Origin of the sequence: Micromonospora sp. ATA51 (assembly GCF_016802855.1) — a bacterium.
Classification (GTDB): domain Bacteria; phylum Actinomycetota; class Actinomycetes; order Mycobacteriales; family Micromonosporaceae; genus Micromonospora; species Micromonospora sicca.
Genome location: NZ_JAEVHJ010000027.1, coordinates 18,268 through 39,071 on the forward strand (window position 1 = coordinate 18,268; position 20,804 = coordinate 39,071).

Annotated in this window: 22 protein-coding genes and 2 pseudogenes; 17 read left to right on the top strand and 7 right to left on the bottom strand. The window is 69.4% G+C overall.

The genetic code is table 11. The features are described from left to right. Positions 1-83 precede the first annotated feature (83 nt). Complete coding sequence (locus tag JNW87_RS07330; RefSeq protein ID WP_238453356.1) at positions 84-803, top strand: GntR family transcriptional regulator; 720 nt, start codon at positions 84-86, stop codon at positions 801-803. 128 nt (positions 804-931) lie between these two features. Beyond that, a complete protein-coding gene (locus JNW87_RS07335; protein WP_109804104.1) occupies positions 932-1,936 on the top strand; it encodes a 4-hydroxythreonine-4-phosphate dehydrogenase PdxA in 1,005 nt (334 codons plus the stop codon). 162 nt (positions 1,937-2,098) lie between these two features. Here JNW87_RS07335 and JNW87_RS07340 read toward each other — a convergent pair. Continuing rightward, positions 2,099-2,354 (bottom strand): annotated as a pseudogene (locus JNW87_RS07340) (IS5/IS1182 family transposase); the annotation flags it as partial. A 204-nt stretch (positions 2,355-2,558) separates the two neighbouring features. Further along, positions 2,559-2,891, bottom strand: a complete 333-nt coding sequence (locus JNW87_RS07345) for a MerR family transcriptional regulator (RefSeq protein WP_236648351.1) — start codon at positions 2,889-2,891, stop codon at positions 2,559-2,561. Between the two features lie 128 nt (positions 2,892-3,019). On the opposite strand from JNW87_RS07345, the gene JNW87_RS07350 reads away from it, so the two are divergent. The 14 genes from JNW87_RS07350 to hypE all read left to right on the top strand — a co-directional run bounded on the left by JNW87_RS07350 (position 3,020) and on the right by hypE (position 15,718). Continuing rightward, positions 3,020-3,730: an SDR family oxidoreductase gene (locus JNW87_RS07350; RefSeq protein WP_109804106.1), complete on the top strand. Its 711-nt coding sequence runs from the start codon at positions 3,020-3,022 to the stop codon at positions 3,728-3,730. Between the two features lie 320 nt (positions 3,731-4,050). Further along, a complete protein-coding gene (locus JNW87_RS07355) occupies positions 4,051-5,055 on the top strand; it encodes an FUSC family protein (protein ID WP_236648352.1) in 1,005 nt (334 codons plus the stop codon). 1,533 nt (positions 5,056-6,588) lie between these two features. After that, entirely contained in the window at positions 6,589-7,185 is a 597-nt protein-coding gene (locus JNW87_RS07360; RefSeq protein ID WP_238453357.1) for a hypothetical protein, read from the top strand. Continuing rightward, on the top strand, positions 7,182-8,114 hold the full coding sequence (locus JNW87_RS07365; protein WP_238453358.1) for a hydrogenase maturation protease: 933 nt from the start codon (positions 7,182-7,184) through the stop codon (positions 8,112-8,114). The genes JNW87_RS07360 and JNW87_RS07365 overlap by 4 nt, the downstream gene beginning before the upstream one ends. Next, positions 8,114-8,653: a hemerythrin domain-containing protein gene (locus tag JNW87_RS07370; RefSeq protein ID WP_109804108.1), complete on the top strand. Its 540-nt coding sequence runs from the start codon at positions 8,114-8,116 to the stop codon at positions 8,651-8,653. Before JNW87_RS07365 ends, JNW87_RS07370 begins: the two co-directional genes overlap by 1 nt. Next, complete coding sequence (locus tag JNW87_RS07375; protein ID WP_109804109.1) at positions 8,650-9,774, top strand: hydrogenase expression protein HypE; 1,125 nt, start codon at positions 8,650-8,652, stop codon at positions 9,772-9,774. Before JNW87_RS07370 ends, JNW87_RS07375 begins: the two co-directional genes overlap by 4 nt. Beyond that, entirely contained in the window at positions 9,771-11,570 is a 1,800-nt protein-coding gene (locus JNW87_RS07380; RefSeq protein WP_236648353.1) for a nickel-dependent hydrogenase large subunit, read from the top strand. The genes JNW87_RS07375 and JNW87_RS07380 overlap by 4 nt, the downstream gene beginning before the upstream one ends. After that, positions 11,563-12,174 (top strand): NifU family protein, encoded by a 612-nt coding sequence (locus tag JNW87_RS07385; protein WP_109804110.1) that lies wholly within the window; start codon positions 11,563-11,565, stop codon positions 12,172-12,174. The genes JNW87_RS07380 and JNW87_RS07385 overlap by 8 nt, the downstream gene beginning before the upstream one ends. Continuing rightward, the gene (locus JNW87_RS07390; RefSeq protein WP_238453359.1) at positions 12,171-12,785 is read left to right on the top strand and encodes a DUF5947 family protein; all 615 of its coding nucleotides are present in this window, start codon (positions 12,171-12,173) and stop codon (positions 12,783-12,785) included. Before JNW87_RS07385 ends, JNW87_RS07390 begins: the two co-directional genes overlap by 4 nt. A 14-nt stretch (positions 12,786-12,799) precedes the next feature. After that, a complete protein-coding gene (locus JNW87_RS07395) occupies positions 12,800-13,003 on the top strand; it encodes a hypothetical protein (RefSeq protein ID WP_109804122.1) in 204 nt (67 codons plus the stop codon). A gap of 33 nt (positions 13,004-13,036) precedes the next feature. Further along, complete coding sequence (locus JNW87_RS41350) at positions 13,037-13,138, top strand: hypothetical protein (RefSeq protein WP_375373474.1); 102 nt, start codon at positions 13,037-13,039, stop codon at positions 13,136-13,138. Between the two features lie 21 nt (positions 13,139-13,159). Then, positions 13,160-13,432 carry a HypC/HybG/HupF family hydrogenase formation chaperone gene (locus JNW87_RS07400; RefSeq protein ID WP_109804112.1) on the top strand — a complete coding sequence of 91 codons (273 nt, stop codon included), beginning with the start codon at positions 13,160-13,162 and terminating at the stop codon, positions 13,430-13,432. 10 nt (positions 13,433-13,442) lie between these two features. Next, positions 13,443-14,570, top strand: coding sequence for a hydrogenase formation protein HypD (gene hypD, locus JNW87_RS07405; RefSeq protein ID WP_109804113.1), 1,128 nt, complete (start codon positions 13,443-13,445; stop codon positions 14,568-14,570). After that, positions 14,567-15,718, top strand: coding sequence for a hydrogenase expression/formation protein HypE (gene hypE, locus JNW87_RS07410; protein ID WP_238453360.1), 1,152 nt, complete (start codon positions 14,567-14,569; stop codon positions 15,716-15,718). The genes hypD and hypE overlap by 4 nt, the downstream gene beginning before the upstream one ends. Before the next feature lie 15 nt (positions 15,719-15,733). On the opposite strand, the gene hypF is transcribed toward hypE, so the two are convergent. The 5 genes from hypF to JNW87_RS07435 are packed head-to-tail and all read right to left on the bottom strand — an operon-like array spanning position 15,734 to position 20,018. Next, complete coding sequence (gene hypF / locus JNW87_RS07415) at positions 15,734-18,013, bottom strand: carbamoyltransferase HypF (RefSeq protein WP_201749858.1); 2,280 nt, start codon at positions 18,011-18,013, stop codon at positions 15,734-15,736. A 10-nt stretch (positions 18,014-18,023) separates the two neighbouring features. After that, a complete protein-coding gene (locus tag JNW87_RS07420; protein ID WP_109804115.1) occupies positions 18,024-18,689 on the bottom strand; it encodes an SIS domain-containing protein in 666 nt (221 codons plus the stop codon). Further along, positions 18,686-18,928: a HypC/HybG/HupF family hydrogenase formation chaperone gene (locus tag JNW87_RS07425; protein WP_201749859.1), complete on the bottom strand. Its 243-nt coding sequence runs from the start codon at positions 18,926-18,928 to the stop codon at positions 18,686-18,688. The genes JNW87_RS07420 and JNW87_RS07425 overlap by 4 nt, the downstream gene beginning before the upstream one ends. Continuing rightward, a complete protein-coding gene (locus tag JNW87_RS07430; RefSeq protein ID WP_109804116.1) occupies positions 18,925-19,539 on the bottom strand; it encodes an SIS domain-containing protein in 615 nt (204 codons plus the stop codon). Before JNW87_RS07430 ends, JNW87_RS07425 begins: the two co-directional genes overlap by 4 nt. An 11-nt stretch (positions 19,540-19,550) precedes the next feature. Further along, positions 19,551-20,018, bottom strand: a complete 468-nt coding sequence (locus tag JNW87_RS07435; RefSeq protein ID WP_201749860.1) for a helix-turn-helix transcriptional regulator — start codon at positions 20,016-20,018, stop codon at positions 19,551-19,553. 597 nt (positions 20,019-20,615) lie between these two features. Between JNW87_RS07435 and JNW87_RS07440 the strand changes: the two are divergent. Beyond that, positions 20,616-20,804: pseudogene (locus JNW87_RS07440) on the top strand (IS3 family transposase); the annotation flags it as partial.

Sequence of the window (20,804 nt, forward strand, 5' to 3'; positions counted from 1 at the left end):
CCATAGATCCTGTAGGATCCATGAATATGCGGGCTGTGTCCAGAGGTGCGGACGGTAGGATCTCAACCACCATGACAACGTCGATGACTTCCGATGGCGACCCACTCGAGCCCGACCTCGGTCGGCCGGTCGAGCGACGCGCCCTGCGGGATGGCGTCTATGACGCGATCCTGGAACTTCTCCTCGCAGGCAGGGTCAAACCGGGCGCATCCCTGAGCATCGACGCCCTCGCCCGCCAACTCGGCGTTTCCCCTACGCCGGTGCGGGAGGCGATGGTGCAGCTCGAGCACACGGGCCTGGTCACCCGGGCCGCCCTGAAGGGTTACCGCGTGGCCCCGCCGCTGTCGGCCGAGCGCATGTCCGAACTCGTCGACGCGCGCACCATCCTCGAGGTCGCCGCCGTGCGCGGCGCCGTACCGATGTCGGACGTGGCGCTGCTGGAGCTGAAGGCCGCGCATTCCGACCACGTGCTCGCGGGCGACTACGTCAAGCGCATGCGAGCGAGAAACGACGAGCCGAGCTGGTCGGTCGTCCGCCGGTACTACACCGCGGACTGGGCGTTCCACCGCGTGATCCTCAGCCACTGCGGAAACCAGTATCTGCTGCAGCTGGCCGAGTTCCTCTCGCCTCAGGTGCATCGACTGCGGCAGTTGCTCGGACACGGCCTCACCGACGTCGACCAGGCCTTGGCCGAGCACGGCGACATCCTCGACGCGATCGCCTCCGGCGACAACGAGCGAGCCGAGAACGCCATGCGGACGCACCTGCTGGCCGTGCGCGCCCGCTCGCTCGCCGAGAGCTGACCCGGACGGGGCGGGAGCCGCAAGAGCACCTTGACTCGGCGAGCTGCTGAGTAGATCCTATAGGAAACAGGGATCCTGACGGAGAGCGTACCGGACCTCCCGGCCGGAACGCCCAAGAGAGGAAGCAGATGCGCCAGACCGTCTCCGAGGCCCTGCCGCGGGTCGCGCTCACGATGGGCGATCCGGCCGGCATCGGCCCCGAGCTCACCGTTCGACTCCTGGCCACGCCCGAGAACCTGCACAAGGCCGAGGTGTACGTCCTGACCGACGCGGCCGAACTCAAGGCGGTCGCCGCCGAGGTCGGCGTCGAGGTGCCGGTGGCCGACGCGCCGACTCCCGGTCACGCCGTCCTTGTCGGCAGTGAGCTGTCCGGGCGGCCAGTGGAGTGCAGGACCGTCAGCAAGGCGGCGGGCGAACGGGTGATGGCCGACCTGCTCAAGGCACTCAGCCTCTACGGGTCCGGCACGGTGGACGCGATCATGTTCACGCCGCTGAACAAGGGCTCGCTGCATCTGGCCGGTATGCACGAGGAGGACGAGCTCCGCTGGTTCGCCAAGAACCTGGGCTACGAGGGCACCACCTCCGAGTTGAACTTCATACCCGGACTGGTCACCTCCCGGGTGACCTCGCACATCCCGCTGAAGGACGTCGCTGCGCGGATCAACGCCGACTCGGTCCTCGCGGCCATCCGCCTCCTCGACGACGTGCTCAAGGGGTCAGGAATCGCGGCACCCCGCCTCGCCGTTTGCGCGCTCAACCCGCACGCCGGCGAGAACGGCCAGTTCGGCCGCGAGGAGATCGAGCACATCGCCCCCGGGGTCGAGGCAGCCCGGGCTCAGGGAATGGACGCGACCGGCCCCTATCCGTGCGACACCGTCTTCATCAAGGCCAGGAACGGTGACTTCGACGGCGTAATCACGATGTACCACGACCAGGGCCAGATCGCGATGAAGCTCATGGGCTTCGATCGGGGCGTGACCGTGCAGGGGGGCCTTCCCGTCCCGATCGCGACCCCGGCGCACGGCACCGCGTTCGAGATCGTCGGCAAGGGCGTCGCCAACCTCGGTCCCAGCCAGCACGCCTACGACCTGGCCGTCGCTCTTGGACGGCGCAACCGGCAGAACCGCCGATAGCGGGGCCGTACCGCTGCCCGCCGTCGCCAGCCCCTGGCATGTCGTTCCGCGGCGTCACCCGGTCCCGGGCGGGCCGGGTGACCGGCATCTCCTCGACGGGCGCCCGTTTCCCCAACGACTAAGAGGGGCGTCCGACTCACGTATTTTGCGAGTGGTGTCCCTTCAGTCGCCTCGCCAGGTTGGGGTGGTTTCGTTGGTGACCCGTTTGGTGAAGTTATCGATCATCGCGAGTTGGATCATGCTGGCGGAGGTTGTCGGGTGGGGCTTCGTAGTCACGGGCGAGGCGCCGGTGGAGCATGATCCAGCACAGGGTGCGCTCGACCACCCACCCCCGCTTAACCACTGAGAACCCTCTGACCTGTGGGCCCTTGGTGACGACTTCGACGTCGATGCCGAGGGTTGCGCCGTGTTCGATCCGCCCGCCGCACCTCCCTGGCCTGCTCGCGAGCCAACTCGATAAAACGGCAGGATCTGCGACTCGTCGTTGATCACTTTCGTCGAAAACACTGTCTCGCCGTCGGCCCGGTCCACCGCGACCACCGCCACGAAGCCGCTGATCGTCACCGTCGGACGGCGGTGGCGATCAGCGGGCAGCCTGAGCGTGAGACCTGTCGCGGGCGGGTCAGCGACGGTGGTCGTGAGCGGCCGCGATGATCTCGTCGAGCCGGTCGCGGGTAGCGGACAGGTCGCGTACCTGGGCGTCGATGCGGGCGCGCTCCTTTTCGAGACGCTCGATTATCGCGCTGGTGGCGATCCCGGTGTGGACGCACGGAAGCAGCTCGACGACCGCCTTGCTGGAAAGGCCAGCGGCGAAGAGCGCCTGGATCCAGCGCACCCGCTCGACCGCGTCCTCGCTGTAGTGCCGCTGCCCGCTCGGGCTGCGCTGTGAGCTGAGCAGGCCGTGCTCCTCGTAGTAACGCAGCGCCCGGGTGCTCACGCCCGCCGCGGCCGCCACCTCGCCGATACGAACTGTTCCCCTCCTCACACCAGACTTGCCCTTGACGCCAACGTCAGGTTCTAGCGTATATCGCGTCCCGGTCCTGCCCCGCCGAGCCCGCCGGGCTGACTCATGGAGGAATTCCCGTGCAAATCGAAGGATCCGTCGCCCTCGTTACCGGCGCGAACCGCGGCATCGGCCGCGCTCTCGCTCAAGAACTCGTCGACCGGGGCGCGTCCAAGGTCTACGCCGCAGCACGCCACCCCGAACAGATCGATCTTCCCGGCGTCGTACCGCTCAGGCTCGACATCACCACCCCGGAGCAGGTCGCCGAAGCCGCCCGCGTCGCGTCCGATACGACGTTGCTCATCAACAACGCGGGCGTAACCACGTACGCGCCCCTGGTGACCGGAGACCTGAGCGACATCCGCCGGGAAATGGACACCAACTTCCTCGGGACACTGTCGGTCGTGCGGGCGTTCGCGCCAGTGCTCGCGGCCAACGGTGGCGGCGCAATCCTCAACGTGCTGTCGGTCATGGCGTGGCTCGGATACGAGCACTCCAACGGCTACGGCGCGTCGAAGGCTGCGCTGTGGGCACTCACCAACGGCGTCCGGGTCGAGCTGGCCTCGCAGGGCACACAGGTGACAGGGCTGGTGCTGGCCAGCACGGACACCGACATGATGGCAGGCTTTGACGTGCCCAAGAACCGACCCGAGGATGTCGCCCGGGCTGCCCTCGACGGGGTCGATGCCGGTCGGCTCGAGGTCCTCGCCGACGCCGACAGCGTCGCCCTGAAGGCCGCGCTGTCGCGGGACCCGTCCGAGACCTACCCGAAGGTGGTGGGAGCCGCGTGAGCTCACGAAGGCGAGGAATACATTCAGACCGGTGCCATCGCGCGTGCGAGTCGCTCTGACGCCGAGCTGCCCGCTGGCGACAAACGCGCTGGGCCCTGGGGTTCGGAAGAAACGAGCGGGGTAACTCCGGTCATGGGCGCTGATCGGGACGACCGGCCCGGCCCCGACACCGTTGCCGAGCAGGCCAAGGACATGACGGCGCGGGCCCGGCGCCGCGGTGGTGAGGCGGCAGGCTCCGGCTGCGACACCTCGAGATCATCCTGGTCGTCGCCGTCCAGTGCGGGCTCGCGGCTGCGCTGTCCTGGGCGATCGCCCACGAGGTGCTGGACAGGCCAGCGCCGGTCTTCGCGCCGAGCGCGGCGGTCGGCACGATCGTCGCCGCCCTCGGGCAGCGTGCCAAACGTACGTTCGAACTGATGCTCGGCGTCGGGCTGGGCCTGTTACTCAGCGATCTTCTGGTGCTCTACATCGGGTTCGGGCCCTGGCAGATCGGCTTGGTGGTGACGCTGGCCATCGCCGTCGCACTGCTGCTGACCGGACGAAGTGGCGCGCTGGTGGCCCAGGCCGGCAGTACCGCGGTACTGATCGCCACGCTGTCACCGACCTCACGAGACCTCGAATTGCCCCGGATCCTCGACGCCGTGGTGGGCAGCGTCGTGGGGCTGGTGGTAGGCGCCCTTCTGCTGCCAATCAACCCGATGCGCGTTCTCGACCGCACCGCCGCACCGGTAGTCGAAGCGCTCGGCGCGCAGCTTCGGGAGATCGCACACGCACTGAGACAGCGCGACCCGGACCGCGCGATGCGGGCACTCGACCAACTCCGCGGCATGGAACCCGACCTCGCCCGGCTGCACGAGGCACTGGCTGGCGCCAAGGAGGTGGTGACCATCTCGCCGCCGCGCTGGCGTCGCCGACAGGATGTGGAGCGTTACCGGCGTGGCATGCAGCACTTTGACCGGGTGGCGCTCGAGTGCCGGGAGCTGGTCCGCTGGGCCACCACCAGCCTGCAGTACGACGAGCCAGCACCGGAGGAACTCATTGCCGCCCTGGAGCGGCTCGCCCAGGCGGTCCAGCTACTGCATCAGGAAACCCGGCGGGGCCAGCCACCGGAGCAGACACGCCAGGCGGTCCTGGACTCCGCACGCCTGGCCGGCCAGGCCCGCGCACGAGGCCTGAACTCGTACGCCGACGCGATGGTGACCCAGCTCCGCACGGCCGCGAGTGACCTCCTTCGAGCCAGCGGGTACGAGCCGGAGACGGCCAACCGGATGGTGCGCGAGGCAGCACAGGGGGGCCCCGCAAAGCCTGACCCGGTGTCGGGGTGACATTGCCGCTGTCCCGCGATACCGCGCTGCTCGTGCTCGGCTTCGCCCTCGCCACCTAGCGCAGCGAACTCGCGGCTCTGGACATAGCCATGGCCTTTCACCTCCGACGGCCCGTAGGTCATCGTGTCCCCCGCCAAGACCAACCGCGACTCCAACGGCCGGACCGTCGCTCGCCCCTACGGCATCCACCCACACAGCTGCCGGATGCGCACGGCACGGACGTGGCTCTCATGCTGGCCGACCACGGCCGCACCAGCGGGCGGCTACTGGTCCTCATCGACTACCGCGACCGCCTCGGTGTTTGCCCACCGGGCCGCGGCAGCCCCGACGGCCGGCGCACCGGCCAGGCCATCGCCCTCCTCTTTCGCCCGCACCGCGGCCGTGGGCCAGCCTCGACCCACGGATGCCTGATGCGGCCACAGCCTGGGCCGCGGTCACCGGTGCCGGCGGCGCCACTGCGTCTCCTCGGCCTCCTGCTCCCGTTGTCCTGCGCGCGAAGTGTTCTGAGCCTGCGCCCGTGAAGCAACGCTTGGGCTGGCTCGCTTCTGCGGATCTCGTCGCCGGGGCCGAAGGCGGCCGTGTTGGTTCACCCGGTTCGGTGAATGCTGTCGTCACCTACCGACGATGCGCACTTACGGCTCGCCGGCGGGATTGGCTAGACCAGAGTGACCACGTGCCGGAGCAAGTTTCTGCGTGCTTTTGGGAGGAGGTGAGCACCGTGCAGACCCACTGCCCCACCGCCCTGTTCGACGGCGCGGAGGCACTCGCGGATGCGATCCTGTACGAGGGTTACCTGCTCTACCCGTATCGGCGTTCATCGGTCAAGAACCGGGTCCGCTGGCAATTCGGTGTCCTCGTGCCCCCCGCCTGGGGGGAGGCTCACGGCCTGGTCGACAGCAGCGTTGCGGGCTCGGCCGAGTCGTCGTGGCAGCAGACCGAATGCCTGATGGAAGCGCAGGACACGGCGATCGTCCGGATCCGGTTACGGTTCCTGCACCTACAACGCAAGGTGGCCGAGCTACGGACGACCGACGGCGGGTACCGGCCGGTCGACCGAATCGAGGTCGGTGGCCGCACGGAGCTCAGCTTCGACGAGGCGGTACCGCGGGAGTTCGACATCGAGGCGCCGGTCGGCGACCTTCGGCCTGGCCGACGCTTCCCCGTTTGTGTGCCCGGCGGAGAGGACGTCGAGCCGTTGGTCGACGACGTGGCGAGCCGCTCGGGCGGGTGGTACGCCGGCGGTGGCCGTTGTCCGCCTCGGTCGCCGTCTCCGCTGTCCCGTCTCCGGCGCCCTTCCGGTTGCTGCGGCTCGCAGTGCGCGTCGAGAACACGGATCGGCCAACGCCAGCGGACAGCCCTCGGGATGAGGCACTGCGCTGCTGCCTGCTCGCGGCGCACACGCTGGCCACCGTCAGTCGGGGGCGTTTCCTGTCCCTGCTCGACCCGCCCGAATGGGCGGCGCAGGCGGCCCGGGAGTGCAGCAACGTGCACACGTTCCCGGTGCTCGCTGGCGCGCCCGGCACCGCCGACGTCGTGCTCTCCGCACCGATCATTCTCTACGACCATCCCCGGATCGCGCCGGAGAGCCCCGGCGACCTGCACGACGCGACCGAGATCGACGAGATCCTCTCGCTGCGCACCCTCACGCTCTCCGATGCGGAGAAACGGGAGGCCCGAGCCACCGATCCCCGCGCCGCCGCCATCCTCGACCGCGTCGATGCGATGCCGCCCGAGGTGCTCGAACGGTTGCACGGCGCCATTCGGTCCCTGGAGCCCGTCCATCAGCCGGGCGACTCCGCCGCCGGGTTGGAACGGGCCCGCTCGGGGTTCGGCACGGATGTGGGGATCACGCCGGCGACGGAGACCGTCCTCGTCGCGGGAACCCTCCTGTCAAGGGGTAGCCGGGTCCGGTTACGCCCGCGCCGGCGCGGCACCGACGCGCACGACATGTTTCTGGAGGGCCGTACCGGCCGGGTAGAGCAGGTGCTGCTCGACATCGACGGGACGCGGTTCCTGGCCGTGACCGTGGATGACGACCCGGGCGCCGAACTGCACCAGTGGTACGGGCGCCTGCGTCACTTCCGGCCGGAAGAGGTGGAGCCCCTGCCCGGCGAGGTGGAAGCGCGATGAACAGCGCCGGCAACGGTCGGATCCTGGTCGCCGGGATCGGCAACATTTTCCTCGCCGATGACGCCTTCGGCGTGGAGGTCGTCCAGCGCCTGCGGGACGCCGTCCTGCCAGCGCGGGTGGATGTGTCCGATTACGGGATCCGCGGGATGCATCTGGCCTACGATCTGCTGGACGGGCACCACGACGTGCTGGTCATGGTGGACGCATTGCCGCTGGACGAGCCCCCCGGGACGTTGGCCGTTCTCGAGGTGGATCTCGACGACCCCGGCTGGAGACTGCGGCCGACGGACGTACTGGACGCGCCGGCCGCCGACGGGCACGGCATGGATCCGGCGTCGGTGCTGCGCCTGCTGCGCGGCCTGGGCGGCAGCGTCGACCGCATCCTCGTGGTGGGTTGCCAACCCGCCGTCCTCGACGAGCGCATGGGGTTGTCGGCTCCGCTCGCCGCTGCGGTCGACCAGGCCGTCCGGATGGTGGTCGACATCGTCCACGAGGAAGCGGCACGGCTCGACACCGCACCGAAGCGGCAGGAGAGGTCGCCGCGAACGGCAGATGAGAGGGGGCTACCGCCGATGCATGAGACGGGTCTGTCCGAGGCGATCGTGGAGGCGGCGGTACGCAGGGCCGCCGGGCGCCGGGTCACCGGCCTGCGGGTGCGGATCGGCGGCCACGCGGTTGACCGTGATGTCGTCACGCAGGGCATCCAGGTGGCCGCGGTTGGCACGGTGGTCGCGGATGCCGTCCTTGATCTGGTGCTTGAACCGATGACAGTGCGGTGTCACGACTGTGGTCGTAGCGCGCGGGTCGACGACCACCTCGCGATGGTGGCCTGCCCCCGCTGCGGGGGTGTCGACATCGAGGTCACTGGCAGCGACGACGTGGTTCTGGAGTCCATCACGGTGGACAGCGTCGAGGTGGGAGCGGTCTGATGGACGCCACCGAGTTGCTGCGGCATGACCACCGTGTGGTGGAACAGCTGTTCCGGGACTATCGGGCAGCGGAATCGGACGCGCAGCGACGCGGCGTGGTGGAGATCCTCGTCCGCGAGCTGTCGAAGCACGCCGCGCTCGAGGAGGTTCTCTTCTACCCGTTCGCCGCAAAGGTGTTGGCGGACGGGCAGGTCGACAGACACCTCGCCGGGCATCAGCCCGTCAAGGAGTTGCTCCTTGAACTGGACCGCTGCCGAGTCGGCGATCGCGCGCAGGACGAGCTGATGGAGCGGCTGGCTTCCGCCGTCGCTCGGCATGTGCAGGACGACGAGAACGAGCTCATGCCGCTGTTGTGCGCCCGGGCCGACGAGCAGGCCCTCCGCGAGCTGGGCCAGGAACTCGACCAGGGCAAGCAGCGGGCCCCGACGCGCCCGCACCCGCACGCGCCGGACAAGCCCCCGGCGCTGGCCCTCGCGGCGCCGTTGGCGGCCATCTACGACCGGCTGCGGGATCGGATGCAAGGGAGGCAACGCACATGACGCCGGGCATGCGCGACACCGGCGCGGTGATCCCGCAAGAGACCGGGTTCGACGAGATAACCATCCTCTGGATCTCGGAGGGCATGAGTTGTGACGGAGATTCCGTTTCCATGACGGCCTCCGGTCAACCGGCGATCGAGGACATCATTCTCGGGCTCATTCCCGGTCTGCCGAAGGTCAACCTGCACAACAAGGTGTTGTCGCCGGCGGCTGGCGGCGAGGAGTTCCTGGCGCCGTACCGCCGGGCAGCCCGCGGGGAGATGGCCGAGCCGTTCATCCTCGTCATCGAGGGGTCGATCCCGAACGAGAACATCAACGGCGACGGGTACTGGACGTCGTTCGGCAACGACGAGAACACCGGTGAGCCGCTGACCCTCAACTGGTGGATCGACCAGCTGGCGCCGAAGGCGTGGGCGGTCGTCGCCGCCGGTACCTGCGCGACATACGGCGGCATCCATGCCATGGCGGGCAACCCGACGGGGTGCATGGGCCTTGCCGACTATCTCGGGTGGGACTTCCGGTCCCAGGGCGGCTTGCCGATCGTCAACGTGCCCGGCTGCCCGATCCAGCCGGAGAACTTCATGGAGACCCTGACCTGGGTGCTCTACCACGCCGCCGGCTCGGCGCCGCCCCCGCCGCTGGACCACATGCTGCGGCCGCAGTGGCTGTTCGGCAAGACCGTGCACGAAGGCTGCGACCGGGCCGCCTACTACGAGCAGGCCGACTTCGCCAAGGACTACAACTCGCCCAAGTGTCAGGTGAAGATCGGCTGCTGGGGGCCGGTCATCAACTGCAACGTCCCGAAGCGCGGCTGGATGGGCGGCGTCGGTGGCTGCCCCAACGTCGGCGGTATCTGCATCGGCTGCACCATGCCGGGATTCCCCGACAAGTTCATGCCGTTCATGGACATGCCGCCCGGTGGCAGCTTGTCCACGTTGCTGATCAAGCCGTACGGCGCACTGATCCGCCGCTTGCGCGGCATCACCAACGTCACCGCCAACCGGGAACCGAAGTGGCACCACAACGGTCCGGAGCTCACCAGCGGCTACAACCCCCGGTGGCGCCCGTACGGCCCGGCAGACCCCCGGCGTCAGGCGGCAATCGAGAGGAACCGACCGTGACAGCGACGAGGCCGAAGCCGGCCGCCGGCCAGAAACCCGGCGAACTGGTGGAGATGGCGTGGGACCCGATCACCCGGATCATCGGCAACCTCGGCGTCTACACGAAGATCGACTTCGCCAACCGCGTGGTCGCCGAATGCCACACCACGTCGTCGCTGTTCCGCGGCTACTCGGTCTTCATGAAGGGGAAGGACCCGCGCGACGCCGGCTTCATCACCAGCCGGATCTGCGGCATCTGCGGCGACAACCACACGACCTGCTCCGTCTACGCGCAGAACATGGCGTACGGCATCAAGACCCCACCGCTCGCGGAGTGGATCATCAACCTCGGCGAGGCCGCCGAGTACATGTTCGACCACACCCTCTTCCAGGACAATCTCGTCTTCGTCGACTTCTGCGAGGCGATGGTCAAGCAGACCAACCCCAGCGTCCTCGCCCGCGCGGAAGCCACCGCGGCGCCCGGCCGGGACATCCACGGCTACCGGACGATCGCCGACATCATGCGGGCCTACAACCCGTTCGAGGGCGAGGTCTACAAGGAGGCGCTGAAGGTCAGCCGGACGACCCGGGAGATGTTCTGCCTCATGGAGGGCCGGCACGTCCACCCGTCCACGGTCTATCCCGGCGGCGTCGGCACAATGCCCCAGCCGACCCTGTTCACCGACTACCTGAGCCGGCTGATCAGCATCCTGGACTTCGTCAAGAAGGCCGTCGCCATGAACGACGACGTCTTCGACTTCTGGTACGAGGCGCTGCCCGGCTATGAGGAAGTGGGCCGCCGGCGGGTCCTGCTCGGCTGCTGGGGCGCGTTCCAGAATCCCGACGTCGTCGACTACCGGTACGAGACCATGTCGAACTGGGGGCGGGCGATGCACGTCACGCCCGGCATCGTGGTCGACGGCAAACTGCTCACCACCGACCTGGTCGACATCAATCTCGGCATCCGCATCCTGCTCGGCAGCTCCTACTACAAAGACTGGGTGGGTAACGAGGATCCCTTCGTCAAGTACGACCCGCTCGGCAACCCGGTCGACATCCGCCATCCCTGGAACCAGACCACCCTGCCGGATCCGCAGAAGCGCGACTTCGACGACAAGTACAGCTGGGTGATGAGCCCGCGCTGGTTCGACAAGAACAGCGGAGAGCATCTGGCGCTGGACACCGGCGGCGGCCCCTTCGCCCGGCTGTACACCACCGCGCTAGCGAAGATGGTCGACACGCCGTACGTCAAGTCGACCGGTAAGAGCGTGCTGATCTCGCTTCCGAGGAGCCAGCGGCTGCCCGAGACGACGTTGGAGTGGAAGATCCCGCGCTGGTCGAACGCGCTGGAGCGGGACCGCTCACGGGCCTATTTCATCGCGTACGCCGCAGCGATGTCGCTGTACTTCCTGGAACAGGCGATGGAGCGCATGCGCGGCGGCGACATGCGGGTCTTCACCGAGTTCGACGTGCCGGACGAGGCCATCGGCTGCGGCTTCCACGAGGCCGTCCGGGGCGCCCTGTCGCACCACCTCGTGATCAGGGACCGCAAGATCGCCAACTACCACCCGTACCCGCCGACGCCGTGGAACGGCAGTCCCCGCGACAGCTACGGCACACCCGGTCCGTACGAGGACGCGATCCAGAACATGCCCATCTTCGAGGAGAACGGCCCGGCCAACTTCAAGGGTGTGGACATCATGCGGGCAGTGCGCAGTTTCGATCCGTGCCTGCCGTGCGGGGTGCACATGTACGTGGGCGGCGGTCGTACCGTCAAGAAGATCCACTCGCCGATGTTCGGCGCGTCACATGGGTGAGCAGCCGGACGTCCAGCGGCTCGACGACGCGGCCGTCGAGCCGCGGCTGGCACGTTTGGACGCCGTGCTCGGCCAGCTCGAGCAGACCCCCGGCCGCACCGCCGAGCTGGCGCTGGAAGCGGTCGAGATGCTGACCGAGGTGTACGGCGAGGCGCTGGCCCGGGTCACCGATCTCGCCGCCGACAGCACCCGCGCACTCGACCGGCTCACCGAGGACGAGCTGCTGCGGCACCTGCTGCTGTTGCACCACATCCACCCGGATCCGCTGGACCGGCGCGTGGCCCGGGCGGTCGACGATCTCCGGCCGCAGCTGCGCACGCACGGCGCCGAGATCGCGCTCGTCGGTGTCCAGGGTGAGGTGGCGAGGATCAGCCTGTCGGCGAGTTCGTGCGGCGGTGGCGCAGCCGCGCTGCCTGATCTCGTACGGGAACAGGTCCTGGCGTTCGCGCCGGAACTGTCCGCGGTCGACCTGGTGGCGCCCGCGCCGGCTCCGGCGCTGATCCCGGTCGCCGCCCTGTGGCAGCGGCCGGATCGGACCGATGCGGCGACAGTGAACGAGGTGGGGCAGGCTGCCGGACCGCTCACGTCGGGTGGCCTGGCATGACGGCGGGTGCCCTGCACCGGGCGATCCGCCGCGCGAGACGGCGCGCGGCCTCGATCGAGCGCTGCGGCATGTGCGCCGGGCCGGTCGGTCCGGAGCACTGGCACGTGTGGGACGAGCAGGACGGGGAGCTGATGTGCGCCTGCACGCCATGCTCCCTGCTGTTCGCCCGCGAGGCGGCCGGCGGCGGCAGGCACCAGCTCGTCCCCGCCCGCGGCAGGCGGTTGACGGGCCTGTCCGTCGACGAGCTCGGTGTGCCGGTCGGGCTGGTGTTCTTCGTGAAGCAGCAGGACGGCCGGGTGCTCGCCCACTACCCGAGTCCCCTCGGCACGACCGAGTCGGAGATCGATGCCGGCGCCTGGCGAGCGGTCGAGGCGCGATCGCCCGCGCTGGCAGAGCTGAAGCCACGGGTCGAGGCCTTCCTGGTGTGGACGGGCCCGCCGCGCGGCGGCGGCCAGCAGTGGGTGGTGCCGGTCGACGACTGCTTCCGACTCGTCGCCCTCATCCGCCAGCACTGGACGGGCATGTCGGGGGGAAGCGCGGTGTGGCGGGAGATTCCCCGATTCTTCGACGAACTCGGCCGACGACATGATCGGCCGTCCGGCAACGACTGATGGAGGAGGCGGAAATGGGCGAGATCCGAGCGGGCGATCCCGATGTCGAACTCGACGCACCGGCGCACACCAAGGGCGTGGAGGAGGGCAACTCGCGGCGGAGGAGGCAGTCAGGCCATCAGGATGACGGGACGGTGGACGCGCGCCGCTCGACCGGTATCCGGCCGAAGAAGCACGACCCGATCCTGCCGATCATGCCGAACCTGCCACCGGGCTGAGCGGGCCCGGACCAGGCCCGAAGGAGGTGAGCTGTGCGGAAGCTGTTGGTGCTGCTGGCCGGCGTGGTCGTGGCCGGGATGTTCTGGAAGGAACTTCCCGCGCTGCGGCGCTACATCAAGATCGAGAAAATGTAATCGGAAAGGACGGGTAGCTCGATGTGCCTTGGCATCCCGGGCGAGATCGTCGAGATCAAGGCCGGCCGCGACGACCTCGCCATCGTCGACGTCGTCGGTGTCCGGCGGGCGATCAACATCGGCCTGCTCGGTCCAGACCAGGTCGGTATCGGCGACTGGGTGCTCGTCCATGTCGGGTTCGCCATGTCGAAGATCGACGAAGCCGAGGCGGCCGCCACCTTGGAAATGTTGAACGGTCTCGGACAGGCGTACACCGACGAGTTGCAGGCGCTCGCCGAATCCGACATCACCTAGGAAAAGTGAGATGCGTTTCGTTGACGAGTACCGCGACGCGGACAAGGCGCAGGCGTTGGCCGCCCAGATCGCCGCGTTGTGCGAGCCGGGGCGGCAGTACAAGTTCATGGAGGTCTGCGGCGGGCACACGCACACCATCTACAAGCACGGGATCGAGGACTACCTGCCGGAGAGCGTCTCGCTGGTGCACGGGCCGGGCTGCCCGGTCTGTGTCATCCCGATGGGCCGGGTGGACGACGCCATCGCCATCGCGCACGAGCCGGGCGTCATCATGACGGCGTTCGGCGACATGATGCGGGTCCCAGGCGGGAACGGCTCCTTCCTGGACGCCAAGGCGGCTGGGGCGGACATCCGGATGGTGTACTCGCCGCTGGACGCGCTGAAGATCGCGCGGGCCAACCCGGACCGCAAGGTGGTCTTCATGGCGATCGGGTTCGAGACCACCTCGCCGTCGACCGCCATGACAGTGCTGCGGGCTGCCGCCGAGGGCATCGACAACTTCTCGGTCTTCTGCAACCACGTCACCATCCTGCCGGCGATCAAGGCCATCCTCGACTCACCGGACCTGCGTCTCGACGGCTTTCTCGGGCCCGGGCACGTCTCCACCGTCATCGGCTGCCGACCGTACGAGTTCATCGCCCGCGACTACGGCAAGCCGCTGGTGTGTGCCGGTTTCGAACCGCTGGATCTGCTGCAGTCCGTCTTCATGCTGCTCAAACAGCTCGCCGAGGGACGCTGCGAGGTGGAGAACCAGTACACGCGGGTGGTGCCCTGGGACGGCAACCTGCGGGCACTGGCGGCGATCGGCGAGGTCATGGCGCTGCGACCCTACTTCGAGTGGCGCGGCCTCGGTTTCATCTCGCACTCTGCGCTGCGGATGCGGGACGAGTACGCCGCCTACGACGCCGAGCGCCTCTTCGAGGTTCCCGGGGTGCGGGTGGCGGACCCGAAGGCCTGCCAGTGCGGCGAGGTGCTCAAGGGGGTACTCAAGCCCTGGGAGTGCAAGGTGTTCGGCACGGCGTGCACACCGGAGACGCCCATCGGCACGTGCATGGTCTCCTCGGAGGGCGCGTGCGCTGCCTACTACAACTTCGGCCGCTTCACGCGGCAGCGGCTCACGGAGGCGACCCGGATATGACGACCGAACGCACCGCGGGATGGGTCGAGCGGGCGGTGGCAGAGGCCGAGGCGACGACCGGTCACGAGGCGGGGCGGCTGTCGCCGGAGCAGCAGGTGCTGCAGCGCATCGAACGGGCGCGCCGACGCGCGCCGAAGATCAGGGAGAGCCGGATCACGCTCGCGCACGGCGCGGGCGGAAAGGCGACGCACAGCCTGATCGAAGGGCTGTTCGTCGAGGCGTTCCGCAACCCGACGCTGGAGGAACTCGACGACGGCGCGGTGCTCTCCGTGGGTACCAGCCGGCTGGCCTTCACCACCGACTCGTACGTGGTGTCGCCGCTGTTCTTCCCCGGCGGAGACATCGGCGACCTCGCCGTCAACGGCACCGTCAACGACCTGGCGGTCAGCGGGGCCCGCCCGCTGTACCTGTCGGCCGGGTTCATCCTGGAAGAGGGCTTTCCGGTCGCCGACCTGCAGCGGATCGCCACCTCGATGGCCGCCGCGGCGGAGCACGCCGGGGTCCAGGTGGTCACCGGCGACACGAAGGTGGTGCAGCGGGGCAAGGCCGACGGCTGCTACGTCAACACGGCGGGCGTCGGCGTGCTGGAGCGGCCGGTGACGCTGGGCCCCTCGCACGTCCGCCCCGGTGACGCGGTCGTCGTCTCCGGTCCGATCGGCGACCACGGCGTCACGATCATGCTCGCCCGCGGCGAGTTGGACATCGCGGCCGACCTCGCCTCGGACACCGCGGCGCTGCACGGTCTGGTGGATGCCCTGCTGGACGCGGCTCCCGGGGTACGGCTGCTGCGCGACGCCACCCGGGGCGGGGTGGCGACCATCCTCAACGAGGTGGCCCAGGCGGCCCAGCTCGCCGTCGTGGTCGACGAGGCCTCGGTACCCGTACGTCCCGCCGTGACCGGCGCCTGCGAGCTGCTCGGCATCGACCCGCTCTACGTGGCCTGCGAAGGACGCCTCGTGGCCGTGGTGGACGGCGCGCAGGCGGAGGCGGCCCTGGCGGCGCTGCGCGGCCACCCGCTCGGCGACGGCGCGGCGGTCATCGGTCGCGTCGCCGCCGACCCGCCCGGCATGGTGCTGCTCAAGACGGCGTTCGGCGGCACGCGGGTGGTCGACATGCTGGTCGGGGATCCACTCCCCCGCATCTGCTGACGCCGGTTTTGCGGGTCAGGCGGCGGGAACGCCCCGGGCCGCGGCCACCACGGCCTGGCCGAGGGAGATCCCGCCGTCGTTGGGCGGCACCCGCGAGTGCACGAGCACCCGGAAGCCGTCCTGCTCCAGCCCGCTCACCACCCGGTCGAGCAGCAGCACGTTCTGGAAGACCCCGCCGGAGAGCGCGACCGTGGCCAGGCCCCTGCTTTCCCGGACGGCGCCGGCCGCCCGTACCACGGCGTCCGCCAAGCCGTGATGGAACCGCGCGGCGATCCGGCCGGGATCCACCTTGGCGAGCAGGTCGTCGACCACGCAGCGAACCAGCCCGCGTCCGACGTCCTGGAGCGGGACCGGAGCGGCCGCCTCGACCCGGTAGCCGCCCCGCTCGTCGGGATCGGCCCGCTGCTCCAGTGCGATCGCGGCCTGCCCCTCGTACGTGACCCGGTCGTGCAGGCCGAGGATCGCCGAGACGGCGTCGAACAGCCGGCCGACACTCGAGGTACGGGGTGAGTTCGTGCCAAGCCGCGCCAGGGCCACCGCCGCCCGCCACCGCCGCTCGTGCCGGCGCGCCACCGCCAGGTCGGGCATTGCGTCGCCGTAGATCTCGTCCAGGTAGGCCGCCGCCATCCGCCACGGCTCGCGGACCGCCGCGATCCCGCCCGGCATCGGCACGGCGGCCAGATGGCCGACCCGCTCGAAGCCGGCCAGGTCCGCGACGAGCAGCTCGCCTCCCCACAGGGTGCCGTCGGTGCCGAATCCGAGCCCGTCGAAGGCGACGCCGATCACCGGGCCGGGGTCGCCGTTGTCGGCCAGGCAGGACGCGATGTGGGCGTGGTGGTGCTGGACGCCGACCAGTTTGACGTCAGCGCGCTGCAGCGCGTACTTCGTCGACAGGTACTCGGGATGCAGGTCATGGGCGACGACCTGCGGCCGGACATCGAAGAGCCGGGTGAAGTGCGAGATCCCGTCGGTAAACGCCCGCAACGTCTCGAAGTTCTCCAGGTCTCCGATGTGGTGCGACACGAACGCGCGCCGCCCCTTCGCCACGCAGAACGTGTTCTTCAACTCCGCGCCGCAGGCCAGCACCGGCCGGTCGAAGCGCCACGGCAGGGTGACCGGCGCGGGCACGTAGCCACGGGACCGCCGCACCGGCAGCTCACGGCCCCGGAAGACACGCACCACCGAGTCGTCGGTCCGGACGTGGATCCGCCGGCCGTGCGTCAGGAAACCGTCGGCGATCCCCGCGAGCCGCTGGCGGGCGTCGTCGTCACGGTGCGCGATCGGCTCGTCGGAGACGTTTCCGCTGGTCAGCACGATCGGCATGCCGAGCCGCCCGAGCAGCAGATGGTGCAGCGGCGTGTACGGCAACATCACGCCCAGGTCGCGGTTGCCCGGCGCCACCGACGCGGCGACCGGGGCGTCGGGGAGGCGCGGCAGCAGCACCACGGGTCGGCGGGAGCCGGTGAGCACCGGCACGGCCGCCGGCGGCACGTCGACCAGGGTGCGTGCCGCCTGCAGGTCGGCGGCCATCAGGGCGAACGGCTTTTCCTCGCGGTGCTTGCGGGAGCGCAGCGTCGAGACGATCCGCTCGTCGTCGGCGCGGGCGGCCAGGTGGTAGCCGCCCAGACCCTTGACCGCGACGATCCGGCCGTTCCGCAGCCACCGTACGGCGTTGGCCAGCGGATCGCCGGAGACTGGGGCGCCGTCCGCGCCGACGAGCCGGAGTGCGGGTCCGCACACGGGGCAGCACACCGGCTCGGCGTGGAAGCGGCGGTTTCCCGGGTCGGCGTACTCCGCGGCGCAGTCGGCACAGAGGGCGAACCCGGCCATCGTGGTGGTACGACGGTCGTACGGAACGTCCTCGACGATCGTGAATCGCGGGCCGCAGTTGGTGCAGTTCGTGAACGGGTAGCCGTGGCGTCGGTCCCTCGGATCGGACAGCTCGCCGAGGCAGTCCGGGCAGGTGGCGGTGTCGGGGGAGATCAAGGCTTCCCGGCCGGCGCCGGTGACGCTGGTGACGATGGCAAATCCCGGCTGGCCGTTCGGCAGGACTGCCGCGGTGGTGAGCCGCTCGACCTGGGCGAGTGCCGGTGCCCGCCGGCTGAGGTCCGCGAGGAAGGCAGCCAGCCGCTCCTCGTCCCCTTCGACCTCGACGAAGACGCCTGCGGTGTCGTTGCCGACGAACCCGGCCAGGTCATATTCCGTGGCCAGCGCGTGCACGAACGGCCGGAAGCCGACTCCCTGCACGATGCCCTCGACGCGGACGTGCACCCGCCGCAGGCCGGCCAAACCCATGGCTAACCCCTCAGAATTCCTCGGCCAACGCCTGCTGGGTGAGTTCCCAGAGCACGTGGTAGAGCGTCGTCTGCGCCTCCTGGACCCGGTGCACCGATGCCGACGGCACCACAAAGAGGTAGTCGATCTCGTCGGATTCCGCCATCCGCCCGCCGTCGTACCCGGCGATGCCGACGGTGAGCATGCCCCGCCGGGCCGCCTCCCCGAACGCCCGCAGGACGTTGTTCGATCCCCCGCTCGTGGACAGCCCCACCGCGATGTCCCCGGTACGGCCGAACGCCGCCACCTGCCGGGCGAAGACCACCTCGAACCCCACATCATTGGACAGTGCCGTGATCAGCGCGACGTCTTGGGTCAGCGAGATGGCCGGCAACGGGCGGGCGGCCGTCGGCGGGTGCAGGAACAACTGCGCGATGTCCTGGGCGTCCGTGCCGCTTCCGCCGTTGCCGAAGGCGAACAGCGTGCCGCCGGCCTGAAAGGCCGCAGCGCACTGGCGGGCGCAGTCGAGCAACCGCTGCCCGTGCCCGGCGACCAGGGACTCGCGGAGGGCGACGATCTCCGCCGCCTTCTCCGCGGTGGACCTCGCCACCGCGGCGAGCACGGCGTCCACGTCGGTCGGCTGGGTGTCGAGGAACGGGTAGAGCGCCCCGATGGCGCCCTCGACCCGGGCGCTCATGAGTTCTTCTCCACGACCGCGATGGCCTCCTTGGCGTGTACCAGCACGACGTCGCCAGGTCCCGCCTCGACCAGGGCCACGCTGACCTCCTCCGGTCCGGCGTCCGTGTCCACTACAGCCAGTCCGTCGGCCGTCACTTCCCGTACCCGGACGGCGACCGCCATGTCGGAGCACGTGATGCACACGTCGTCGTGGCATTCGGGCAGGGTCCAGGTTGTCGGCACCGGCTGCGAGGTCACCGGACCGCCTCCGGCTCCAGCAGGCCGGGCTGTTCGAAGAACACGTGGACCAACTCCCACAGAATGTGATAGATCGTCACGTGCACCTCCTTCACAATGCAGGGGTCGTCGGTGCGGGCAACGACGACATGGTCGGCGACCGCGTCCCGAGCGATGTCACCGCCGTCGGCGCCGAGGAGCCCGACCGTGAGCAGACCGAGGTCGCGGGCCGCCATCAGCCCGTGCCGGACATTGGTGCACCGGCCGTCGACGGACAGTCCGAGCGCGATGTCCTCGGGCGCGGCGAGCAGGCGCAGCTGAGCGGCGAACACCTCGTCAAAGCCCTCCGCCTGAGCGATCCCGGTGAGGCTCGCGGCGTCGTTCGTCAGCGAGATCGCCGGCAGCGCCCGCTTGCCGACGATGACCGGGTGAACGAACTCCACCACGACGTGCTGGGCATCTGTTGCCGGCCCGCCGTTGCCGAAGACGATCAACTTTCCGCCGCGATGGAAGCGTACGGCCATCTCGTGACAGGCCCGCGCGATCCGCGCGGCGTCGCCAGCGAGCGACTCTCCGGGTGCCACCCGACGGGCGAACGCTCGCTGAACTGCCGGAAACACGGACGAAGGCATGGGTTCTCCGTTCAGCGCCGGGAAGCCGCGTACGGATCACGATTCGCGCCAGGCGATCCCGCGAAGGCGTCCGCCGAGCGCTGCAGGCAGGCACCGATGACCTGATTGAGTTGCGCCAGGCCGGTGAGGCACGATCGAAGATCGTCGCGGCCCTTGGCCGTCAGCTGGTAGCACCGGCGTGCCGGCCCCGCCCCGGCGGTCTCCCACCCGGAGATCAGCAACCGCTCGCGTTCCAGGCCGCGTAGGACCCGGTAGACGTGGCCTGGTTCCACATCGGGCAGTCCCATTGCCTTGAGGCGGTCGATCAGGTCGTACCCGTGACCGGAACGCTCGAAGATCAGGAGCAGCAGAAACGGATGCAGCAGGCCGTGCAGCTCGCGTCCGTGCACGTCAGCCCCTTTCGTCGGCGGCACGCACCGTGAAGCTAAACACACCTTTTCTTCTAATAGTGAAGATTGGCGGGTTTGAGATTCGACCATGGCCGAACGCCCGGTTGGAGAAGAAGTGCCCCCCGGCCGGCGCACCAGCCAGCCGACACAGGCCTTCGCGCACGTTGCCCCTCTGCTGGTTGTGTGCGAGCCCTTGAGCGACGGAGAGGCCGAGATGCGGACGGCTGCAGAGGCAGTCAAAGCAGCGCTGCTCGGCAAGCAGCCGCTTCCATGGGTCCAGGGTGAGCGGGAATGGGTCATTTCCTGGAGCGCGTGGGAGCACGGGTAACGGCCTCCGCCGCCAGCCACGCCGCACCCCCTCGGTGAGCTTGCGCGCGCTCAGTCTGATAGGCATCTTGAGCAGCGCCGGTCCCCGCACGACGAGCACTTCGGAGCCGCCGAAGAGGTCACCATGGTGGAGGCCCTGGTCAGGACGTTGCCAGTGGGATCCGCGTCTCAGCCTGCGGGACGCATACCGCCGCAAGCGGTGGAGAGCCCAAAGCCATTGATCGATGCGGCAAGGCGTCTCTTGGCCGGCAGGCCCTCTGTGGCAACCTTGAAGGAGGCGGCCTGAGCTGCTGAAACTCTGACCCGTGAGGGCGTGCAAGGAGATCCACCCCTGTGACATTGCATCATCCGGTACCCGACCCCGAGGTACCAGCAAAGCCCCGAACAAGGACATACACCGCCGCGTACAAGGCGCGGATCCTGGCCGAGTACGAGACCCTCGACAAGGCTGGCAAGGGTGCCCTGCTTCGTCGGGAAGGCCTGTACACGTCGCTGCTCGCGGCGTGGAAGCACCAGCGTGACGCCGGCGCCCGCGAGGCCCTGGCCAAG

Coding starts and splice junctions, on each gene's coding strand:
- JNW87_RS07330 (WP_238453356.1), top strand. CDS start 84: ATGACTTCCGATGGCGACCCACTCGAGCCCGACCTCGGTCGGCCGGTC.
- JNW87_RS07335 (WP_109804104.1), top strand. CDS start 932: ATGCGCCAGACCGTCTCCGAGGCCCTGCCGCGGGTCGCGCTCACGATG.
- JNW87_RS07365 (WP_238453358.1), top strand. CDS start 7,182: ATGAACAGCGCCGGCAACGGTCGGATCCTGGTCGCCGGGATCGGCAAC.
- JNW87_RS07370 (WP_109804108.1), top strand. CDS start 8,114: ATGGACGCCACCGAGTTGCTGCGGCATGACCACCGTGTGGTGGAACAG.
- JNW87_RS07375 (WP_109804109.1), top strand. CDS start 8,650: ATGACGCCGGGCATGCGCGACACCGGCGCGGTGATCCCGCAAGAGACC.
- JNW87_RS07385 (WP_109804110.1), top strand. CDS start 11,563: ATGGGTGAGCAGCCGGACGTCCAGCGGCTCGACGACGCGGCCGTCGAG.
- JNW87_RS07390 (WP_238453359.1), top strand. CDS start 12,171: ATGACGGCGGGTGCCCTGCACCGGGCGATCCGCCGCGCGAGACGGCGC.
- JNW87_RS07395 (WP_109804122.1), top strand. CDS start 12,800: ATGGGCGAGATCCGAGCGGGCGATCCCGATGTCGAACTCGACGCACCG.
- JNW87_RS07400 (WP_109804112.1), top strand. CDS start 13,160: ATGTGCCTTGGCATCCCGGGCGAGATCGTCGAGATCAAGGCCGGCCGC.
- hypD (WP_109804113.1), top strand. CDS start 13,443: ATGCGTTTCGTTGACGAGTACCGCGACGCGGACAAGGCGCAGGCGTTG.
- hypE (WP_238453360.1), top strand. CDS start 14,567: ATGACGACCGAACGCACCGCGGGATGGGTCGAGCGGGCGGTGGCAGAG.
- hypF (WP_201749858.1), bottom strand. CDS start 18,013: ATGGGTTTGGCCGGCCTGCGGCGGGTGCACGTCCGCGTCGAGGGCATC.
- JNW87_RS07420 (WP_109804115.1), bottom strand. CDS start 18,689: ATGAGCGCCCGGGTCGAGGGCGCCATCGGGGCGCTCTACCCGTTCCTC.
- JNW87_RS07430 (WP_109804116.1), bottom strand. CDS start 19,539: ATGCCTTCGTCCGTGTTTCCGGCAGTTCAGCGAGCGTTCGCCCGTCGG.
- JNW87_RS07435 (WP_201749860.1), bottom strand. CDS start 20,018: ATGGTCGAATCTCAAACCCGCCAATCTTCACTATTAGAAGAAAAGGTG.